This window comes from Bacillus sp. 41-22, assembly GCF_025809295.1.
In the GTDB taxonomy this organism is placed as follows: domain Bacteria; phylum Bacillota; class Bacilli; order Bacillales; family Bacillaceae_G; genus Bacillus_A; species Bacillus_A mycoides.
On record NZ_CP084035.1, the window covers coordinates 4012384 to 4029493 of the forward strand.

21 protein-coding genes are annotated in these 17110 nt (G+C 36.2%); 3 read left to right on the forward strand and 18 right to left on the reverse strand.

Features of this window, described 5'->3' with window-relative positions; all coding sequences use genetic code 11:
• Positions 1–41 precede the first annotated feature (41 nt).
• Entirely contained in the window at positions 42–191 is a 150-nt protein-coding gene (locus tag LCF45_RS20445) for a hypothetical protein (protein WP_162208024.1), read from the forward strand.
• On the opposite strand, the gene LCF45_RS20450 is transcribed toward LCF45_RS20445, so the two are convergent.
• Positions 184–1422, reverse strand: a complete 1239-nt coding sequence (locus tag LCF45_RS20450) for a DNA polymerase IV (protein WP_002129018.1) — start codon at positions 1420–1422, stop codon at positions 184–186. The genes LCF45_RS20445 and LCF45_RS20450 overlap by 8 nt on opposite strands.
• Before the next feature lie 142 nt (positions 1423–1564).
• Here LCF45_RS20450 and LCF45_RS20455 point away from each other — a divergent pair, with 142 nt between their 5' ends.
• Positions 1565–1771 carry a hypothetical protein gene (locus LCF45_RS20455; protein WP_002129020.1) on the forward strand — a complete coding sequence of 69 codons (207 nt, stop codon included), beginning with the start codon at positions 1565–1567 and terminating at the stop codon, positions 1769–1771.
• 51 nt (positions 1772–1822) lie between these two features.
• On the opposite strand, the gene LCF45_RS20460 is transcribed toward LCF45_RS20455, so the two are convergent.
• Complete coding sequence (locus LCF45_RS20460) at positions 1823–2941, reverse strand: tripeptidase T (RefSeq protein WP_002111705.1); 1119 nt, start codon at positions 2939–2941, stop codon at positions 1823–1825.
• Between the two features lie 127 nt (positions 2942–3068).
• Positions 3069–3614 carry a GNAT family N-acetyltransferase gene (locus LCF45_RS20465; RefSeq protein WP_002015105.1) on the reverse strand — a complete coding sequence of 182 codons (546 nt, stop codon included), beginning with the start codon at positions 3612–3614 and terminating at the stop codon, positions 3069–3071.
• Positions 3615–3802: 188 nt separating this feature from the next.
• Between LCF45_RS20465 and prli42 the strand changes: the two genes are divergently transcribed.
• Positions 3803–3895 (forward strand): stressosome-associated protein Prli42, encoded by a 93-nt coding sequence (gene prli42 / locus LCF45_RS20470; RefSeq protein WP_000549036.1) that lies wholly within the window; start codon positions 3803–3805, stop codon positions 3893–3895.
• Positions 3896–3985: 90 nt separating this feature from the next.
• Here the strand turns inward: prli42 and LCF45_RS20475 are convergent, their stop codons facing one another.
• From LCF45_RS20475 to lpdA, 15 genes are all read right to left on the reverse strand, one after another.
• Positions 3986–4225, reverse strand: a complete 240-nt coding sequence (locus LCF45_RS20475; protein ID WP_002088543.1) for a DUF3894 domain-containing protein — start codon at positions 4223–4225, stop codon at positions 3986–3988.
• Positions 4226–4289: 64 nt separating this feature from the next.
• Positions 4290–4850 carry a L,D-transpeptidase gene (locus LCF45_RS20480; RefSeq protein WP_002015103.1) on the reverse strand — a complete coding sequence of 187 codons (561 nt, stop codon included), beginning with the start codon at positions 4848–4850 and terminating at the stop codon, positions 4290–4292.
• Between the two features lie 16 nt (positions 4851–4866).
• Entirely contained in the window at positions 4867–5835 is a 969-nt protein-coding gene (locus LCF45_RS20485; RefSeq protein ID WP_002033971.1) for an aromatic acid exporter family protein, read from the reverse strand.
• A gap of 100 nt (positions 5836–5935) precedes the next feature.
• Positions 5936–6658 (reverse strand): amino acid ABC transporter ATP-binding protein, encoded by a 723-nt coding sequence (locus LCF45_RS20490; RefSeq protein WP_002088545.1) that lies wholly within the window; start codon positions 6656–6658, stop codon positions 5936–5938.
• A complete protein-coding gene (locus LCF45_RS20495) occupies positions 6651–7310 on the reverse strand; it encodes an amino acid ABC transporter permease (protein WP_002067073.1) in 660 nt (219 codons plus the stop codon). Before LCF45_RS20495 ends, LCF45_RS20490 begins: the two co-directional genes overlap by 8 nt.
• A 36-nt stretch (positions 7311–7346) precedes the next feature.
• Positions 7347–8126, reverse strand: a complete 780-nt coding sequence (locus LCF45_RS20500) for a transporter substrate-binding domain-containing protein (RefSeq protein ID WP_002129023.1) — start codon at positions 8124–8126, stop codon at positions 7347–7349.
• A gap of 251 nt (positions 8127–8377) precedes the next feature.
• Complete coding sequence (locus tag LCF45_RS20505; protein WP_002008492.1) at positions 8378–8791, reverse strand: BrxA/BrxB family bacilliredoxin; 414 nt, start codon at positions 8789–8791, stop codon at positions 8378–8380.
• 144 nt (positions 8792–8935) lie between these two features.
• On the reverse strand, positions 8936–9343 hold the full coding sequence (locus tag LCF45_RS20510; RefSeq protein ID WP_002129024.1) for a YjdF family protein: 408 nt from the start codon (positions 9341–9343) through the stop codon (positions 8936–8938).
• 122 nt (positions 9344–9465) lie between these two features.
• Positions 9466–9930 (reverse strand): NUDIX hydrolase, encoded by a 465-nt coding sequence (locus LCF45_RS20515; RefSeq protein ID WP_002129025.1) that lies wholly within the window; start codon positions 9928–9930, stop codon positions 9466–9468.
• 70 nt (positions 9931–10000) lie between these two features.
• On the reverse strand, positions 10001–10705 hold the full coding sequence (locus LCF45_RS20520; RefSeq protein ID WP_002033965.1) for a DUF421 domain-containing protein: 705 nt from the start codon (positions 10703–10705) through the stop codon (positions 10001–10003).
• A gap of 104 nt (positions 10706–10809) precedes the next feature.
• Positions 10810–11988, reverse strand: coding sequence for an FtsW/RodA/SpoVE family cell cycle protein (locus tag LCF45_RS20525; RefSeq protein WP_002129028.1), 1179 nt, complete (start codon positions 11986–11988; stop codon positions 10810–10812).
• Positions 11989–12328: 340 nt separating this feature from the next.
• Positions 12329–13645: a dihydrolipoamide acetyltransferase family protein gene (locus LCF45_RS20530; RefSeq protein ID WP_263893814.1), complete on the reverse strand. Its 1317-nt coding sequence runs from the start codon at positions 13643–13645 to the stop codon at positions 12329–12331.
• 15 nt (positions 13646–13660) lie between these two features.
• Entirely contained in the window at positions 13661–14644 is a 984-nt protein-coding gene (gene bfmBAB, locus LCF45_RS20535) for a 3-methyl-2-oxobutanoate dehydrogenase subunit beta (RefSeq protein ID WP_000290070.1), read from the reverse strand.
• A 13-nt stretch (positions 14645–14657) separates the two neighbouring features.
• Positions 14658–15659 (reverse strand): 3-methyl-2-oxobutanoate dehydrogenase subunit alpha, encoded by a 1002-nt coding sequence (bfmBAA, locus tag LCF45_RS20540; RefSeq protein WP_000852549.1) that lies wholly within the window; start codon positions 15657–15659, stop codon positions 14658–14660.
• Positions 15660–15686: 27 nt separating this feature from the next.
• Positions 15687–17108 carry a dihydrolipoyl dehydrogenase gene (gene lpdA, locus LCF45_RS20545; RefSeq protein WP_002015090.1) on the reverse strand — a complete coding sequence of 474 codons (1422 nt, stop codon included), beginning with the start codon at positions 17106–17108 and terminating at the stop codon, positions 15687–15689.
• Positions 17109–17110: the final 2 nt, after the last annotated feature.

Sequence of the window (17110 nt, forward strand, 5' to 3'; positions counted from 1 at the left end):
AAAAATATAAACATGTACTTATATGTATGGAGGTAACCATGATGATATGGTATGACATCGTATTAAGGTTATTTATAGCAATTATTGTAGGAGCTTGCATCGGAATGGAAAGACAATGGAGACATCGAATGGCTGGACCCTCTCTTCCATCTAAAAAAGAAGGGTTTAAATCTCTAAAACCTTCTACATAAACTTATTTTCTAATTTTTGCTGAAACGACTTTTCTTGCTTACGCAATAATTGACTACCTCTCTGTAAAAGAGGTGTTCCATACTTTTCATTAATTTGATCAATAACAGCAAGTAACGGCTCTTCTTTCGCATCTTCTTCGAATGAAAACAAATCTAACTGTTTCACTGATTCTGTCTTCCACTCTAATTCAGTAGCTGTAACACCTAACAGGCGAACAGAATCACCATCCCAGTGTTGCTTCCATAAACGTGATGCTGCTTGGAAAATAACCCGTTCTTCCCATATTGCATTTTTCAATTGTTTACTCCGTGTTACCGTGCGACGATCATGGTATTTAATCATAATTTGAATGTTATAACTAACGAGAGTTCGTTTTTGTAGCCTTTTGCTTACTGATTTCGATAATCTTTCTAACATATCAAGTAATTCTTTTTCTTCGTCCATATCCTTTGAGAAAGTCATCGAATTTCCAACGCTTTTATGTTGTCCCATTTGATTCGGATCAACTTCCCTGTCATCCATACCTTTTGCACGTTTTTGTAAATCAACACCGTGCTTTCCAATTTTAGCGCGAATGATATGCTCGTCTCCTTTTGCTAACTGTTCAATTGTATGTATATGAATGTCTTTTAGTTTTTCAGCTGTTTTCTCTCCGATTCCATGCATCTCTGCAACTGATCGTGGCCAAATAATTTCTGGGATATCACGTTTTCGAAGTACTGTAATTCCAAGAGGTTTTTTCATATCTGAAGCAGTCTTTGCTAGGAAAAGGTTTGGGGCAATCCCAATGCTACATGGAAGCTGTAACTCTGTTAGTAACGCTTGTTGAATCATCTTCGCTATTTCAAGAGGCGAACCGAGCACATAGCAATCTGTAATATCTAAATACCCTTCATCTATAGAAAACGGTTGTATTTTTTCTGTAAAACGGGAAAGAATTTGAAACATTTGAAATGAAGCTTCTCGATATAATGTAAAATTAGGGTGCCTCACAACTAATTGCGGGCATAATCGCTTCGCTTCCCATAGAGGCATCGTCGTACGTATTCCATATTCTCTCGCCTCATAACTACATGTTATGATAATCCCTTTTCTCTCTTTTTCATTCCCCGCAATCGCTAATGGCTTTCCTTGTAATGATGGGTCATGAGCAATTTCGACAGATGCGAAAAAACAATTCATATCTACATGTAAAATAACACGTCCATTTTTCGGATACATTTCTCGCATACTACTCACCCCTTAAAGAACATTTGTTCCTTCATTATATCAAATTTCTTTACACGTTATAATAATTATTGGCTTTTCTCTATCTATTTTTTGCTATACTGCACGTAACAAATGGATATTATTGTAAAGGAGGTGAATCGTTATGAAACAACATAATAAACTCAATTATGTATTTATTATTATTATAGTAATCCTTGCGATTAATTATTTGTTACTTCCCCTTTTTAACATTAACATTTACGCTTTAGGAATCTTCTCTCATTTCATACGTTTTGCAACAACTTATGTACTTCCGTGGGTCTTCTTATATTGGCTTATCCGCCTTGTGAAAGCAATTGAATCAAAATAAAAAAAGACGTGTAAACCATAATTGGTTCACACGTCTTTTTGACTTTATTACTTACTTCGCTACTTCTTCGATAATAGCTACAACTAATTCTGCTGTTTTCGCTAATTCTTCAACAGGAATTTTTTCATTTGTTGTATGAATTTCTTCATAACCAACTGCTAAGTTAACTGTTGGGATACCATGTCCTGCGATTACGTTCGCATCACTTCCGCCACCACTTTGGTGAAGAGAAGGCGTACGACCAATGTTTTCAGCTGCACGTTTCGCAACTTCTACAACGTGATCGCCAGCAGCAAACTTAAATCCTGGATACATAACGTTTACTTCAACGTCTGCATGACCACCCATTTCTTTTGCAGTTGTTTCAAATGCTTCTTTCATTTTTGCAACTTGTACTTCCATTTTCTCATTTATTAAAGAACGAGCTTCTGCAAAGATTTGAACATGATCGCAAACGATATTTGTTTGTGTACCACCTTCAAAACGTCCAATATTTGCAGTTGTTTCAGAATCGATACGACCAAGTGGCATCTTTGCGATTGCTTTTGCTGCGATAGTAATTGCAGATACACCTTTTTCTGGTGCTACGCCAGCATGAGCTGTTTTCCCGCGAATAATCGCATTCACTTTCGCTTGTGTTGGCGCTGCAACTACAATTTCACCAACTTTTCCATCACTATCTAATGCATAACCATATTTTGCAGTAATGCGCTCGCGATCTAACGCTTTTGCGCCAATAAGACCAGATTCTTCTCCAACTGTAATAATAAATTCAATTTTACCATGAGGAATGTTTTTCTCTTTTAAGACACGAATTGCTTCAAACATAGATGCTAATCCTGCTTTGTCATCGGCTCCTAAAATTGTAGTACCATCTGATACGATATATCCATCTTTAATAGAAGGCTTAATTCCATTACCAGGAACTACTGTATCCATATGAGAAGTGAAATAAATTGTATCAACACCGTCTTTTGTTGCTGGTAAAGTACAAATTAAGTTACCTGCACCATGACCAGTCACACCCATCGTGTCATCCTCAAATACTTCTACACCTAAAGCAGTAAATTTCTCTGTTAACACTTTGCAAATTTCTGCTTCAAATTTTGTTTCAGAATCTACTTGTACTAACTCCATAAATTCATTTACTAAACGTTCTTGATTAATCATAAGACTGCGCCTCCTGCACTACCATTATGTATGTAACAACATTAATTATAACAGAATTTCGCAAAAGTTTCGAAATACAAGACAAAAAACAGATGGTTAACACATCTAGATACCCATCTGCCTTCTATTACTCGTTTAACAATACCCAGCGCATATGATCTTCCCAGATGCCATTTACCATTAGCATTTTTCGAGATACACCTTCATATTGAAATCCTATCTTCGTCACTACTTGTATAGATGCTAAATTTCGTGGCATAATTGGTGCTTCTATACGATGTAAATGAAATTCTTCAAAGGTAACTTGAATTGCTTTTCTAAGCGCTTCTGTTGTGTAACCTTTATTCAATTCTTCCTTATCTAATTTATAACCGAGTACACAAGATTGATAAATTCCGCGAACAATTAGATTAAATGAAATACATCCAATAATTTTTGTATCATCACCCTTTTTAAAAATCCAAAGCCTGATAATCTTGCCTTCCGCGAACTCTTTTCTATCCTTTTGTAACTTTTTCTTTTGATAATCTAACGTGAAAAACCCCTCCGGTCTATACTCTTCCCACGCTTTTAAAAATTCACGATTTTTGTCGTAATATTGAAGAACTTTTTCCGCATACGACTCATCAATTTCTCTTAAATGTAAACGATCTGTCTCGTATATTTTCATCATTGTATCTCCATTCTTCAGCTTGCATAAAAAAAAATTAATAATCTATCTTTTAACATATTCTCTACGTATGCTCAAATTTCCTGTAATATTTTGCACCCCCTTCCCGAATTTTGTCCTTTCTCTCCCCTTGTCCACAATTTCATTTCTCGTTACAATGAAATTGTACTGATTTGCAAGGAGGTTTAACGATGCATAAAAAAGCTCAAAAAATTATGGTTTATATAATGCTAATTTCTATGCTTGTAACAACATTACTTACTGGCGCAAGTATGTTTTGGTAAAAAGGACGATTCACTCGTCCTTTTTTTACTGCTTACACATACAAAATAGACCATCTCGAAATCGAGATAGTCTATCTTGTAATGAACATTTTATTTTATATATATTACAATTGCTACAATGCTAAAGGAAAAGGCCATTACAAGTGCTATTACAAAACTTGTATATTGTTTCTGCTGAAATGCCCCAATAACAAAAGTAAGATTGAGTAATGCCATAAATACAATCGCTACAACGTAAGAACATATATTAAAAGTTGCCAATATGAATGTAATAACAAATAGAAAACCAACACAAAACTGCATGTAAGAAATTTTTGGATTTAAATACATATGAGCAACCCCTTTACTCAATTATCTTTATATATTCTCATTAACGCATGGTTATGTACACATGTCAAGACAACTTATAATAAAAGAAAAAGCCAACCGTTTCGTTGACTTTTCCAAATACTATGGCCCCTTTTTCCTTCGCCAATTGCTGAAATGTTTTTTTCGATTTCACAATCGATACTTTCGTTCCAATTGGAATACGATCAAACAAATATTCCACATCATGTTTCTTCATTCTTATACATCCTTGCGAAATATATTTTCCAATTGAACTAGGCTGGTTTGTCCCGTGTATCCCATACTTACTTCCATCCGTTCCTCTTGCATTAAATCCCATCCACCTCGATCCAAGTGGATTTTTTGGAGAGCCCCCAGGAATATCCTTCGCAATATAATAGGGATCCTTCGCCTTCAATACAATGTCAAAAGTTCCTTCTGGGGTTAATTCATTTGTTTTCCCTGTCGCTACTGGAAAAACCTTTTGGATCTTCCCATCATCGATGTAAGCTAGTTTATTCGTTGCTTTATTTACAATTATAAAAGGATCTCCAGCACGTGGGTTATCACCAAGAGGCCAGATCGGTGATAGAGAAAGACATAATAATAAAGAAAGAAGATACGGCATATATAGTTCCTACCTTCTAAATAAGTTCTTTTATATTATCCTTTCCCTTAAAACGACTTTTAATGAGTAAATATTGCTCCATCTCATAAACAAGTTGAACAAGTTTTGCACGTATTTCAAATTCTTCTCGCGAGACTGGTAAAGGCATTTCTCTAAATACTTCTCGCATTTCTTGAAGTTGTCTTAACGAAATGACCCCTGTACTTTCAGGTCGAATAGAATTCCCTATATTTTCAATTACGTCTGCAATCATATCAGCTTGTTCATACGTCCAAGATAGTGATGCAGCTAATGGTATCATGCGCTCCAAAATTTCAAATTGTTGCATACGCATATCAAAATACCGATAATAATAGTCATCTTCACGCATAAATTCATTCTCAAGTTTTTTAAATGATAAATCTTTCGCTTCTTTCAGCATCATTTCTGTTTCAATTAATTCGGCCCCACTCCAATTACTATCTCGATTCCGTAAATAAACGACCATTTCAAACAAAATCGTTCTGAAATGCTCTTCTATTTTTCCTTGATACTCTTTCAGTTTATTCTCACTGCTTGGCATGTACATGTTTACTAATAAAGCGACACTAATTCCAATCGTTAATATAGCAATTTCATTACCAACTATAGACCATGTAATTTGCTTTAATGAATACAGATGCATAACGATAACCGAACTCGTGACAATCCCTTCTTGAATTTTGCACATAACTGCAGTTGGAATAAAGGTAAGCAGTAATACGCTAATCGCTAGTGGTGTATAACCAATCGTTTCAAAAATACAAAACGCAAATACCATCGATAATACACAAGCTAAAAAACGGTGCAACGATACTTGAACGGATTTTCGTTTCGTATTTTGCACACATAAAATGACTAAAATACCAGCTGAACTATAAAATTCTAATCCTAATAACTGAGCAATAAAAACTGCCGCTCCCGTTCCAAGCGCTGTTTTCACTGTTCTATATCCAATTTTAAACATATCATTACTCCTATATGTATAAATGTATTTAAAAATAGTATAAAAAAAGGATGACGCAATGTCATCCTTTTCTACCTATTATTCACGTACCCTTCACATATTACAATATCTTTTGCAAAAATTCTTTTGCACGGTCACTTTTTGGTGCTGTAAAAAACTCTTCCGGATTACTATCTTCTACGAGCTTTCCACCATCTAAAAAGAGAACACGGTCTGCTACTTCTTTTGCAAATCCCATTTCATGTGTAACGATTGCCATCGTCATTCCTGTCGTAACTAATGATTTCATAACTTCTAACACTTCTTTCACCATTTCTGGATCTAGCGCAGAGGTAGGTTCATCAAATAACATAACTTCCGGTTCCATCGCTAACGCTCTTGCAATTGCTACACGTTGCTTTTGTCCTCCTGAAAGACGATTTGGATATGCATCTTTCTTATCTAATAACCCCACTTTTTCTAGAAGTTTCTCAGCTTTTTTTTCAGCTTCTTGCTTCGTTACTTCTTTTACATTGATAGGAGCATACGTAATATTTTCTAATACAGTCATATGAGGGAATAAGTGAAAATGTTGAAATACCATTCCGACATTTTCACGAACGTGCATAATATTTGTTTTCGGATTCGTTACTTCTTCCGTTCCAATCCAAATGTGACCATCTGTCGGCGCTTCTAATACATTCATACAGCGTAAAAACGTTGACTTTCCAGATCCAGACGGTCCAATAATTGCAACAACCTCTCCTTTCTCAATCGTTGTTGTAATTCCTTTTAATACTTCATTTTTCCCAAATGATTTATGAAGGTTGTCAATTTTAATCACTTTTCTTCATTCTCCCTTCAATGGCTTTCCCGACTAATGTAAGAATAATTACTAATATATAATAAATAAGTCCAACAAAAAGTAATGGCTCAAGATATTTAAATGTTTCACCACCTACAATATAAGCACGGCGCATTAAATCAGTCGCTCCTATTACGGTTACTACAGCCGACTCTTTCGTAAGTGTCGCAAACTCATTCACAAGTGCTGGTAATATATTTTTTAAAGCTTGAGGAAAAATAATATTTCTCATCATTTTACTGTACGGAATACCTAAAGCCATTGCTGCTTCTGTTTGTCCTTTATCGACTGCTTGAATGCCGGCACGAATTACTTCTGACATATATGCACCTGAATTTAAGCTAAATGCAAGTACAGCTGCTAAAAAGGCCGGTATCTCATAACCCATCATTTGCGGAACACCGAAATAAATAATCATTAATTGTAATACTAGCGGTGTGCCACGAAATATTGACGTATAAATATCTGCTGCAATATTTAATACTCGTATTCTAGCAATTTTGCAAAGTGCTAATAACGTTCCTAAAATAAATCCTACCACAGCTGATGCAGCTACAATTTTCAATGTAACTTCTAATCCCTTTAATATATATGGTATTGAAGGCGTAATTGCCGAAAAATCTAGATTCATCCTTTTCATTCCCCTCACAGAAAAGTGAAAGGCAGCTTATTTTCCGCTGCCAAACCATTTCTTCACTAATTTATCCATTTCTCCATTTTCTTGCATTTTCTTAATTACTTTATTAAATTCTTCTGTTTTATCACTATTTTTCGGAAGAGCAATTGCTGCACCTACTTCTTCTGGTGCTTCTTGAATTTCAATTCCTTGTAGCTCTTTCATTTTTTCTAAATAATTTTTTGCAACTGTGTCTTCTATAATTGCAGCGTCAAAACGACCAGCTTTAATTTCTTGTACGATTTCTGGTATACGGTCACGTCCCTCAGCTTTGAAATCGACTTGTTTCTGAAATTCTTTTGCCTTTTCTTCTTGAATTGATCCTGTTTGTACTCCTACTTTTTTCCCTTTTAAATCTTCTAACGATTTAATATTAGAGCCCTTTTTTGAAACGATCATATTTTTTGCAACAAAATATATATCTGTGAAATCAGCATTATTTTTACGCTCTGCAGTTGGCGTCATACCCGCCATAACGAAATCAACTTTTCCTGAATTAAGAGATGCTAATAATCCGCCGAAATCCATGTCTTTCACTTTCACTTCGTATCCAAGTTCTTTTCCGATATATTTGGCAATATCAACATCAAAGCCGATAATTTCATCACTTTTTGAAGCTTCTACGTATTCATACGGTTTATAGTCTGCTGACGTCCCCATAACGAGTACTTTTTTATTTTTTCCAGTAGCCTTTTCTTCCCCATTACTACAAGCACTGAATATACTTACAATTAAAATAAGTGCAAACGATATTGATAACAACTTCTTCATCTTTCTTCCCCCTAATAATGTATATTTAAAAGTTTAATAGAATATTTATTCGATGTTTGTATTGTATCAGCACTTTCATTTTTATGCAATATTTAAAATAAAAATAAATAAAAAAACAGCATTAAAGCTGTTGTTAATGCATGAAAACATGCATAAAACAACAATTTCCTGCATGTTTAATTATTTTAAAAACTAAATAAAAAAGGCGGTACATCCACTTCATTGTGGACGTACCGCCTTTTCGCTTATATTTATAGTTCTTCACAATTCTCTTCGAAATAAGATTGTAGTTTTGCAATAACTTGCATTGGTTCATGACCTTCAATTTCATGACGTTCTACCATCGTTACAATTTTTCCATCTTTTAATAAAGCGAATGATGGAGAAGAAGGTGGATATCCTTCGAAATATTCACGAGCTGTTGCTGTTGCTTCTTTATCTTGACCTGCAAACACCGTTACAAGATGGTTAGGACGTTTATCATAATGTACGGAATGCGCAGCAGCAGGACGAGCAATACCACCTGCACAACCACATACAGAGTTTACCATTACAAGTGTTGTTCCATTTCTTTTAAACGCTTCTTCTACTGCTTCCGGCGTCGTCAATTCTGTATATCCAGCAGAGACAATCTCTTCACGCGCTTGGCGGACAACATCATTCATAAAAAAGTTAAAATTAATCAATCTTTTCCCTCCTCTAAAACTATCTATTTGTATCTTACCAGTTAATGTTTATGAAATACAAGTAAGTTTACTTGTATTTAGGCATAGAAAAGGTGTTAGAGCCCTTGCTCTAACACCTTTTTTTTAATGGCCACGATGCTTTTGCTTTGCTTTTTGTACTTTAATTAAACGTCTTCTTTGTTTTTCAGCTTCTCGCTTCTCTTTAGACTGCACTTTCTTTTCTTGTTTATACAATTCATAAGATAAACTAATCGCTTCTTGTGCCTTAGTAAAACGCTTTACATTTACTTCTTTTGCCGCTTGTCGTATGATACGTTTTATATTTTTGGGACGCTGTTTTTCTTCCACTTCCACACCACATTTTGCAACATGCTGGAAATATGCTAACATTGGACCATTCACAAATATAAGTACTTCTTCGTCTGAAGGTTCCGTTCCAAAAATATACCTTGCTCCATACAACTTCCCTTTTTCTTTACATGTAATAATTCCTACAAAAAATTGACCATCGTGATATACTGTCAAATCCATTGACAGCCCCTCCTTTAAAAAAATTAGAAATACTGGACATCCCGGAGGGGAAGGTTACTGACATAAAATCATGCGTCTGGACTACCAACCAGAGCTGTGTTTTTGTATTTCTTTCACCATTATTATATCTCTTTTTCCATAATTTTCATATATTCACCAATCATTTTTTTATGCGATCCTACAATATAATCAGGTAGCTCTGTTACCGGGAAGAATTTAAGCTGAACCGCTTCTTCTTTATTCATAACAAAATTCCCTTCGTATTCATCGGTATAATAGGCTGTCGTTACGGATTGAAACTCATCACCGTTTGTTAATTTTGAAAAATAGTTCGCTCCAGAAAATACATTGATTAATCGGAGGTTCTTTACTTCTATTCCTGTCTCTTCATATACTTCACGGTAAGCTGTTTCTTCTGGTGATTCACCAAGCTCCATTAGTCCGCCAGGCAACCCCCATTTTCCGTACGGCTCTGTTCTTTGCTGTAATAATACATATCCACTTTCATTTATAACGAGTACAACAGCACCAACTAAAATTAAAGGGCGATGACCAACTATTTTTCGTAATTCTTCTACATATCCCATCGTATCGCCTCCTTTTTCGTTGTCCACACTATTGTATCATATGTATGAAACGACAAAATGCGTATATTTTTCATTTTTTTAACAAAATATTTATTTTATGTGCTTCATCTACTGTAGCTAACATAATGGATTCAATTTCTGCATTCTTCTCTAAAAACTCTTTCGCCCACTCTTCTGTTTTTCCTACTAAAGCGAGAACGTCCTGCTGAATTCTTCCATCCTTCACTAAAATAAAAGCAACTGGAGATTTTTTCCCCGCCACTTTAAGATCAAGCCGAGAAACTGCTTCATATTCTGGATACTGAAATATAGAAACAACACCACTTGCTTCCCATAATGCTAATTTAATCGTTTGAATATCGCTCACATTTCGCATGCGAAGTTCCGAAAATAAATATTCCGCCGTAATTCTCGCCTTTTTCAAATTGCTAAAATCAATGGCACCATTGTGTATAAGAATAATAGGTGCAGGCTCTAAAAAGCGTCTCCATCTATCCCATTTCAACATTAAAACAGAGCTTATAATATGAAGTACAACTAGTATAAAAGTTGTAATCATTGAACCGAGTAATCCGACCTTTTCATCAGATAGCGCATTAGAAATATTACCACCAAGTAATAACACTAATACAACATCTAAAAAGCGAAGTTGTGCGATGGATCTTTGTCCCATCGATTTCGCAACTAATATTAAAAATGTGTACGCTATAATAGCTCGAACAACCCATTCACCATTAGAAAGATGCCGTGCTCCTTCAAAAATATGCATATGCATCACTTTGCACTCCTTACATCCCAAACTGCTAGTCTGTTTTAGTTTGCAACGTTTAGGAGCATATATGTAAAAAAGCTGGTTCGTTTAAAAACGAACCAGCTTTTTTACTTAACTGAAAACATATATTTTTTATACGTTTTCCGTACCGATAATATGAGCCCCATCATAATCATATTCGAGAATAAGGAACTTCCCCCATACGATAAGAAAGGTAATGCAATCCCTTTTACAGGCATTAATCCAACGATCATACCAATATTTTGGAATATTTGAACCGTTAGTATTCCTATTGATCCAGCACATAATAATGTACCAAATAAATTATCAGCAGAATAACCGATAATAATTGTTCGATATAGTAGTAACAGGAACAAGAACACAACTAACGCCGCTACTATAAATCCACCTTCTTCGGCAATTGTAGCGAAAATAAAGTCAGTGTGTTTCTCTGGAATATAGACGTTCCCTTCACCAAATCCTTTCCCTTCCATACCTCCACTACCTACAGCTAAAATCGATTGCTGTGTTTGATAGCCTTCATTTGCATTCTCAAATGGATTTAGCCAACCTATAATACGTGATTGTTGGTGAGGTTTTAACAAAGTAACTAATTTATTAAAGAAGAAATCTGGATATTTTACAAATATAAATATTAATGTAGACAATATGGTCACCGGAATGACTGTACATAACGCAATTAATTTCTTTTGAATTCCTGACATAAATAAAATACATGCGATAGCTGCTGCATATAAGAACACCATCCCTGTATCCGGTTGGCTATATACAACGGCCATAGGCGGGAGGGATACTAGCATAATTTTACCTACTAATTGTAAATCCGTTTGGAATGTCCTTGCCATATACTGTGCATTATGTTTCACTGCTATACTTGCTACTACGAGAAGCAATGCGATTTTGAAAAACTCGGATGGCTGAATTTGTCCAAGTACTGGAAAAACGAACCACCTTTTTGCCCCTAACTTTTCAGGTGTGAAACCTGATGGTGGTAATACTTTCAAAAGAATAAGTGAAGCAAACCCAGCAATATAAAGCGGCCAAGACAATTTTTGCAACTGATCTAAGTCGATGCTAGCAACAAGAAGTAACAATACAACCCCAATTATGTAGTTAACTCCCTGCTTCATAGCAAAGTTTGCATCTCCATACTGTCCGGTTTGCTGACTGCTATATATAGCAGTTATACTTATAACACAAAATGCACACAAAATTAAAATTAATTTTACATCTAAACTTTTTAGAAACTCGGTACTTCTTTTCATGACATCCTCCTGAAACATTGTTACAGCAAAATAAAAAACCAGGAGTCAACATTCTTCATGTTTTGACGACTGATTACACATTATCTATAAAACACTTATATAGAATAACTCTCTTTTTCATACAATACAATATATTATACTACAGTTTCGTCAGTAAGATTTGCCAAAAAAATTATTCTTTTCTTATTTTATATCTATATACCATATATCAGCAATGTATTTTCGTAAATTTCTAATACATACTCGTTCATTGTAAGATTGCTGGGAAAAGTGTTGTACATATAGTAGGATGCAAATGAAGAAATAAGATGATAAAAAGCTCGCATAAGCGAGCTTTTTATTAATATACAGATGTATTATTTTCTGACGTATTTTCTAAAATTTCTTTTACACGTCCTAAGAACTTACCACAAATTAGGCCATCTAGTACACGGTGGTCAAGTGATAAACATAAGTTAACCATGTCGCGAGCACCGAACATACCGTTATCCATAATTACTGGGCGTTTTACAATTGATTCAACTTGTAAAATAGCCGCTTGTGGGTAATTAATAATACCCATAGATTGAACAGAACCGAATGATCCTGTGTTATTAATTGTAAATGTTCCGCCTTGCATTTCGTCCGCTTTTAACGATTTCGTACGTACTTTTCCTGCAAGCTCTGTAATTTCACGAGCGATACCTTTAATCGTCTTCTCATCCGCGTGTTTAATTACTGGTACAAATAGTTCGTCCTCTGTTGCAACAGCGATAGAAAGGTTAATATCTTTCTTCTGAACGATCTTATCGCCAGCCCACATTGAATTGATTTGAGGATACTCTTTTAACGCTTGCGCTACTGCTTTTACGAAGAAAGCAAAGAACGTTAAATTAAAGCCTTCGCGCTTTTTGAAATCACCTTTAATTGAATTACGGTATGACACAAGGTTTGTCACATCTACTTCAATCATCATCCAAGCATGTGGCGCTTCGTGTTTACTACGTAACATGTTCGCTGCAATTGCTTTACGCACACCTGTTACTGGAATTTCGATATCGCCAGGCATTGTTGGTACAGAAACTGATTTTACAGCTTCTACTTTTTGTGCTACTGGCGCTGCTTTTGGTGCTTCTGGACGCGCTTCTACTACTGCTGCTACCGCTTCCTCTTTCTTCGCACCTGCTTGCGGAATATTTCCAGATTCCACCAGCTTTAAAATATCTTTACGAGTGATACGGCCATTTGCTCCCGTACCTTCTACTAAATCTAAATCAACATTATGCTCACCTGCAAGTTTTAAAACAGCTGGTGAAAAACGTGGTTTTCCATCAGTTGGTTGTTTTGCTTTCGGTGCTTTTTCAGGCGTAGCTACTTCTGCCTTTGGTTCTTCTTTTGTTTTTTCCTCAACAGCTGTCGCTGCTACTTCATCTGCGCCTTCTACTTGAATAACACAAACTACTTCACCTACAGCTAACGTCTCACCTTCACCAGCGATTAATTCTTTCACAATACCAGTGAAAGAAGATGGCACTTCAGCATTTACTTTATCAGTCATTACTTCTGCAAGCGGATCATACTTGTTTACGTGATCGCCAACATTAACGAGCCATTTACTAATTGTACCCTCTGTAACGCTCTCCCCGAGCTGAGGCATTGTGATATTTTCTACAGCCATGTATAGTCCCCCCGATTAAAATTCCGCAAGTTCACGCATTGCTTTTTCAACTTTATCTGGATTTACCATAAAGAATTTTTCCATTGTTGGTGCATATGGCATTGCTGGAACATCTGGACCTGCAAGACGTGCGATTGGCGCATCTAAATCAAACAGACAGTTTTCAGCGATAATAGCTGCCACTTCACTTATAATACTTCCTTCTTTATTGTCTTCTGTTACAAGAAGAACTTTACCTGTTTTAGAAGCCGCTTCAATAATTGCTTCTTTATCTAACGGATATACCGTTCTTAAATCAAGAATGTGTGCAGAGATTCCATCTTGTGCTAACTTTTCAGCTGCTTGAAGAGCAAAGTGAACACATAATCCGTAAGTGATAACAGTAATATCATCACCTTCGCGTTTTACATCTGCTTTTCCGATTGGTAATACATAGTCATCTTCTGGCACTTCACCTTTAATTAAGCGATATGCACGCTTATGCTCAAAGAATAATACTGGATCTTCATCACGAATTGCAGCTTTTAATAAGCCTTTTGCATCATATGGTGTAGAAGGGATAACAATTTTTAAACCTGGTTGGTTTGCAAACATCGCTTCTACAGATTGTGAATGATACAATGCACCGTGAACACCGCCGCCAAATGGCGCACGAATTGTAACTGGACAAGTCCAATCGTTATTAGAACGATAACGAATTTTTGCTGCCTCAGAAACAATTTGGTTTACTGCTGGCATGATGAAATCAGCAAACTGCATTTCAGCGATTGGACGCATACCATACATTGCCGCACCAATTGCTACCCCAGCAATTGCAGATTCTGCAAGCGGTGCATCAAGCGCACGATCTTCACCAAATTGATCATACAAACCGTGTGTCGCTTTAAACACGCCACCTTTTTTACCAACATCTTCTCCTAAAACGAATACTTTCTCATCGCGTTCCATTTCTTCGCGCATTGCTAATGTAATAGCATCAATATAAGACATTACAGCCATGAAACGTTCCCCCCTATTCTGCGTATACGTGCTTCAATGCATCTTCAGGTGCTGCATACGGAGCATTTTCTGCATATTCTGTTGCTTCATTTACGATATGCATAATTTCGTCTAACATTTGTTTTTCAAATTCCTCAGTTAACACGCCAGCTTCTTTTAAATAAGCTGCAAATGTTATAATTGAATCTTTTTTCTTTGCTTCTTCTACTTCTTCTTTATCACGATAAACACGATCATCGTCGTCACTAGAATGTGCTGTTAAACGATATGATACTGTTTCAATTAAAGTTGGGCCTTCACCACGACGGCCGCGGTCTGCTGCCTCTTTTACAGCTTTATATACTGCAAGCGGATCGTTTCCGTCTATTGTATATCCAGGCATACCGTAACCAATTGCACGGTCTGATACGTTTTTACATGCTAATTGTTTTTCAACTGGAATAGAGATTGCGTATTTATTATTTTCACACATGAAAATAACAGGTAGTTTGTGTACACCAGCAAAGTTTGCTCCTTCATGGAAGTCACCTTGGTTTGAAGAGCCTTCTCCGAATGTAACGAACGTTACTAAATCTTTCTTCTCCATTTTTCCAGCTAGTGCAATACCAACTGCATGTGGTACTTGCGTTGTTACTGGTGATGAGCCTGTAACAATACGATTTTTCTTTTGACCGAAGTGACCAGGCATTTGACGACCACCAGAGTTTGGATCTCCAGCTTTTGCGAAAGCAGACAACATAAGCTCTTTAGCTGTCATACCAAACGCTAGTACAACACCCATATCACGGTAGTATGGTAATGCATAATCTTTCTCTCTATCAAGAGCGAACGCCGCTCCAACTTGTGCAGCCTCTTGTCCTTGACAAGAAATTACGAATGGAATTTTACCTGCACGGTTTAATAACCACATACGTTCGTCAATTTTACGTGCAAGTAACATCGTACGGAACATTTCTAATACTTGCTCATCACTTAAGCCAAGCTCTTCATGGCGCTTTTCTTTTACTTCTGCCATTTTTCATAACCTCCTAAATCCACATTTTTATGCGTGTAACGCTCTTCCATCTACAGCAAGTGCAGCTTCACCAATCGCCTCAGATAATGATGGATGCGGATGAATTGTATGTGCTACTTCCCAAGGTGTTGCATCAAGTACTCTTGCAAGACCAGCTTCAGAAATCATATCTGTTACATGTGGTCCGATCATATGAACACCGAGAATGTCATTTGTTTCTTCATCAACTACAAGTTTTACAAAACCGTCTGATTCTCCGTATACAAGTGCCTTTCCGATTGCACGGAATGAGAACTTACCTACTTTTAACTTATAGCCTTTTTCTTTTGCTTCTTGTTCTGTTAAGCCGACAGAAGCAACTTCTGGACTACTATATACGCATTTTGATACCATAGAATAATCAATTGGTGCAACTTCTTTACCAGCGATATGTTCTACTGCAACAATTCCTTCATGAGAAGCAACGTGAGCAAGTTGCAAGCCACCGATTACATCTCCAATTGCGTAAATATGAGATTCCTTCGTTTGATAAAACTCATTTGTTTGAATGTATCCTTTTTCCACAACAATATCTGTGTTCTCTAAGCCCATATTTTGCGTATTCGCTTGTCTTCCTACAGATACAAGCATTTTTTCTGCTTTAAATGCTTTGTTCTCACCGTTATGTTCAGCTTGAATTGTTACTCCATTATCTTTTACCAATGTTTCTGGTAATACTTTTGCACCAGTTACCACTTTAATACCTTTTTTCTTGAATAGACGTTGCATTTCTTTTGAAACGTCATTATCTTCTAGTGGTAATATGTTTTTCGCATATTCTAATACAGTAACTTCTACACCGAAGTCAGCAAGCATAGATGCCCACTCAATACCAATTACACCGCCACCAACGATAATGATTGAGCTAGGAAGCGTTTCCATTTTTAGGGCATGATCCGAAGACATTACATACTCTCCGTCTAACTCTAATCCTGGTAATGAATTTGGACGAGAACCTGTTGCAACAAGTACATTTTTTGGAATTAACATTTCATTCTCTTCTCCACTTGCAAGTTCAACTGAAATTGTACCTGGCATTGGAGAGAAAATAGATGGGCCAAGAATACGGCCAATACCTTCAAACACATCAATTTTACCTTGTTTCATTAAATGCTGAACGCCTTTATGAAGCTGCGTTACAATCTTCTCTTTACGCTCTTGTACTTTAGCAAAGTTTAGTTCTACATTACTTGCAATAACTCCGAACTCTTCTCCTTTTTTAGCAGTTGCGTATACTTCCGCACTACGTAAAAGAGCTTTACTAGGAATACATCCTTTGTGTAAACAAGTACCACCAAGATTTTCTTTTTCAACAAGTGCAGTTTTTAACCCTAGTTGTGATGCACGAATAGCAGCAACATATCCACCAGTACCGCCGCCAACGATGACTAAATCATATTCTCTTGCCATTA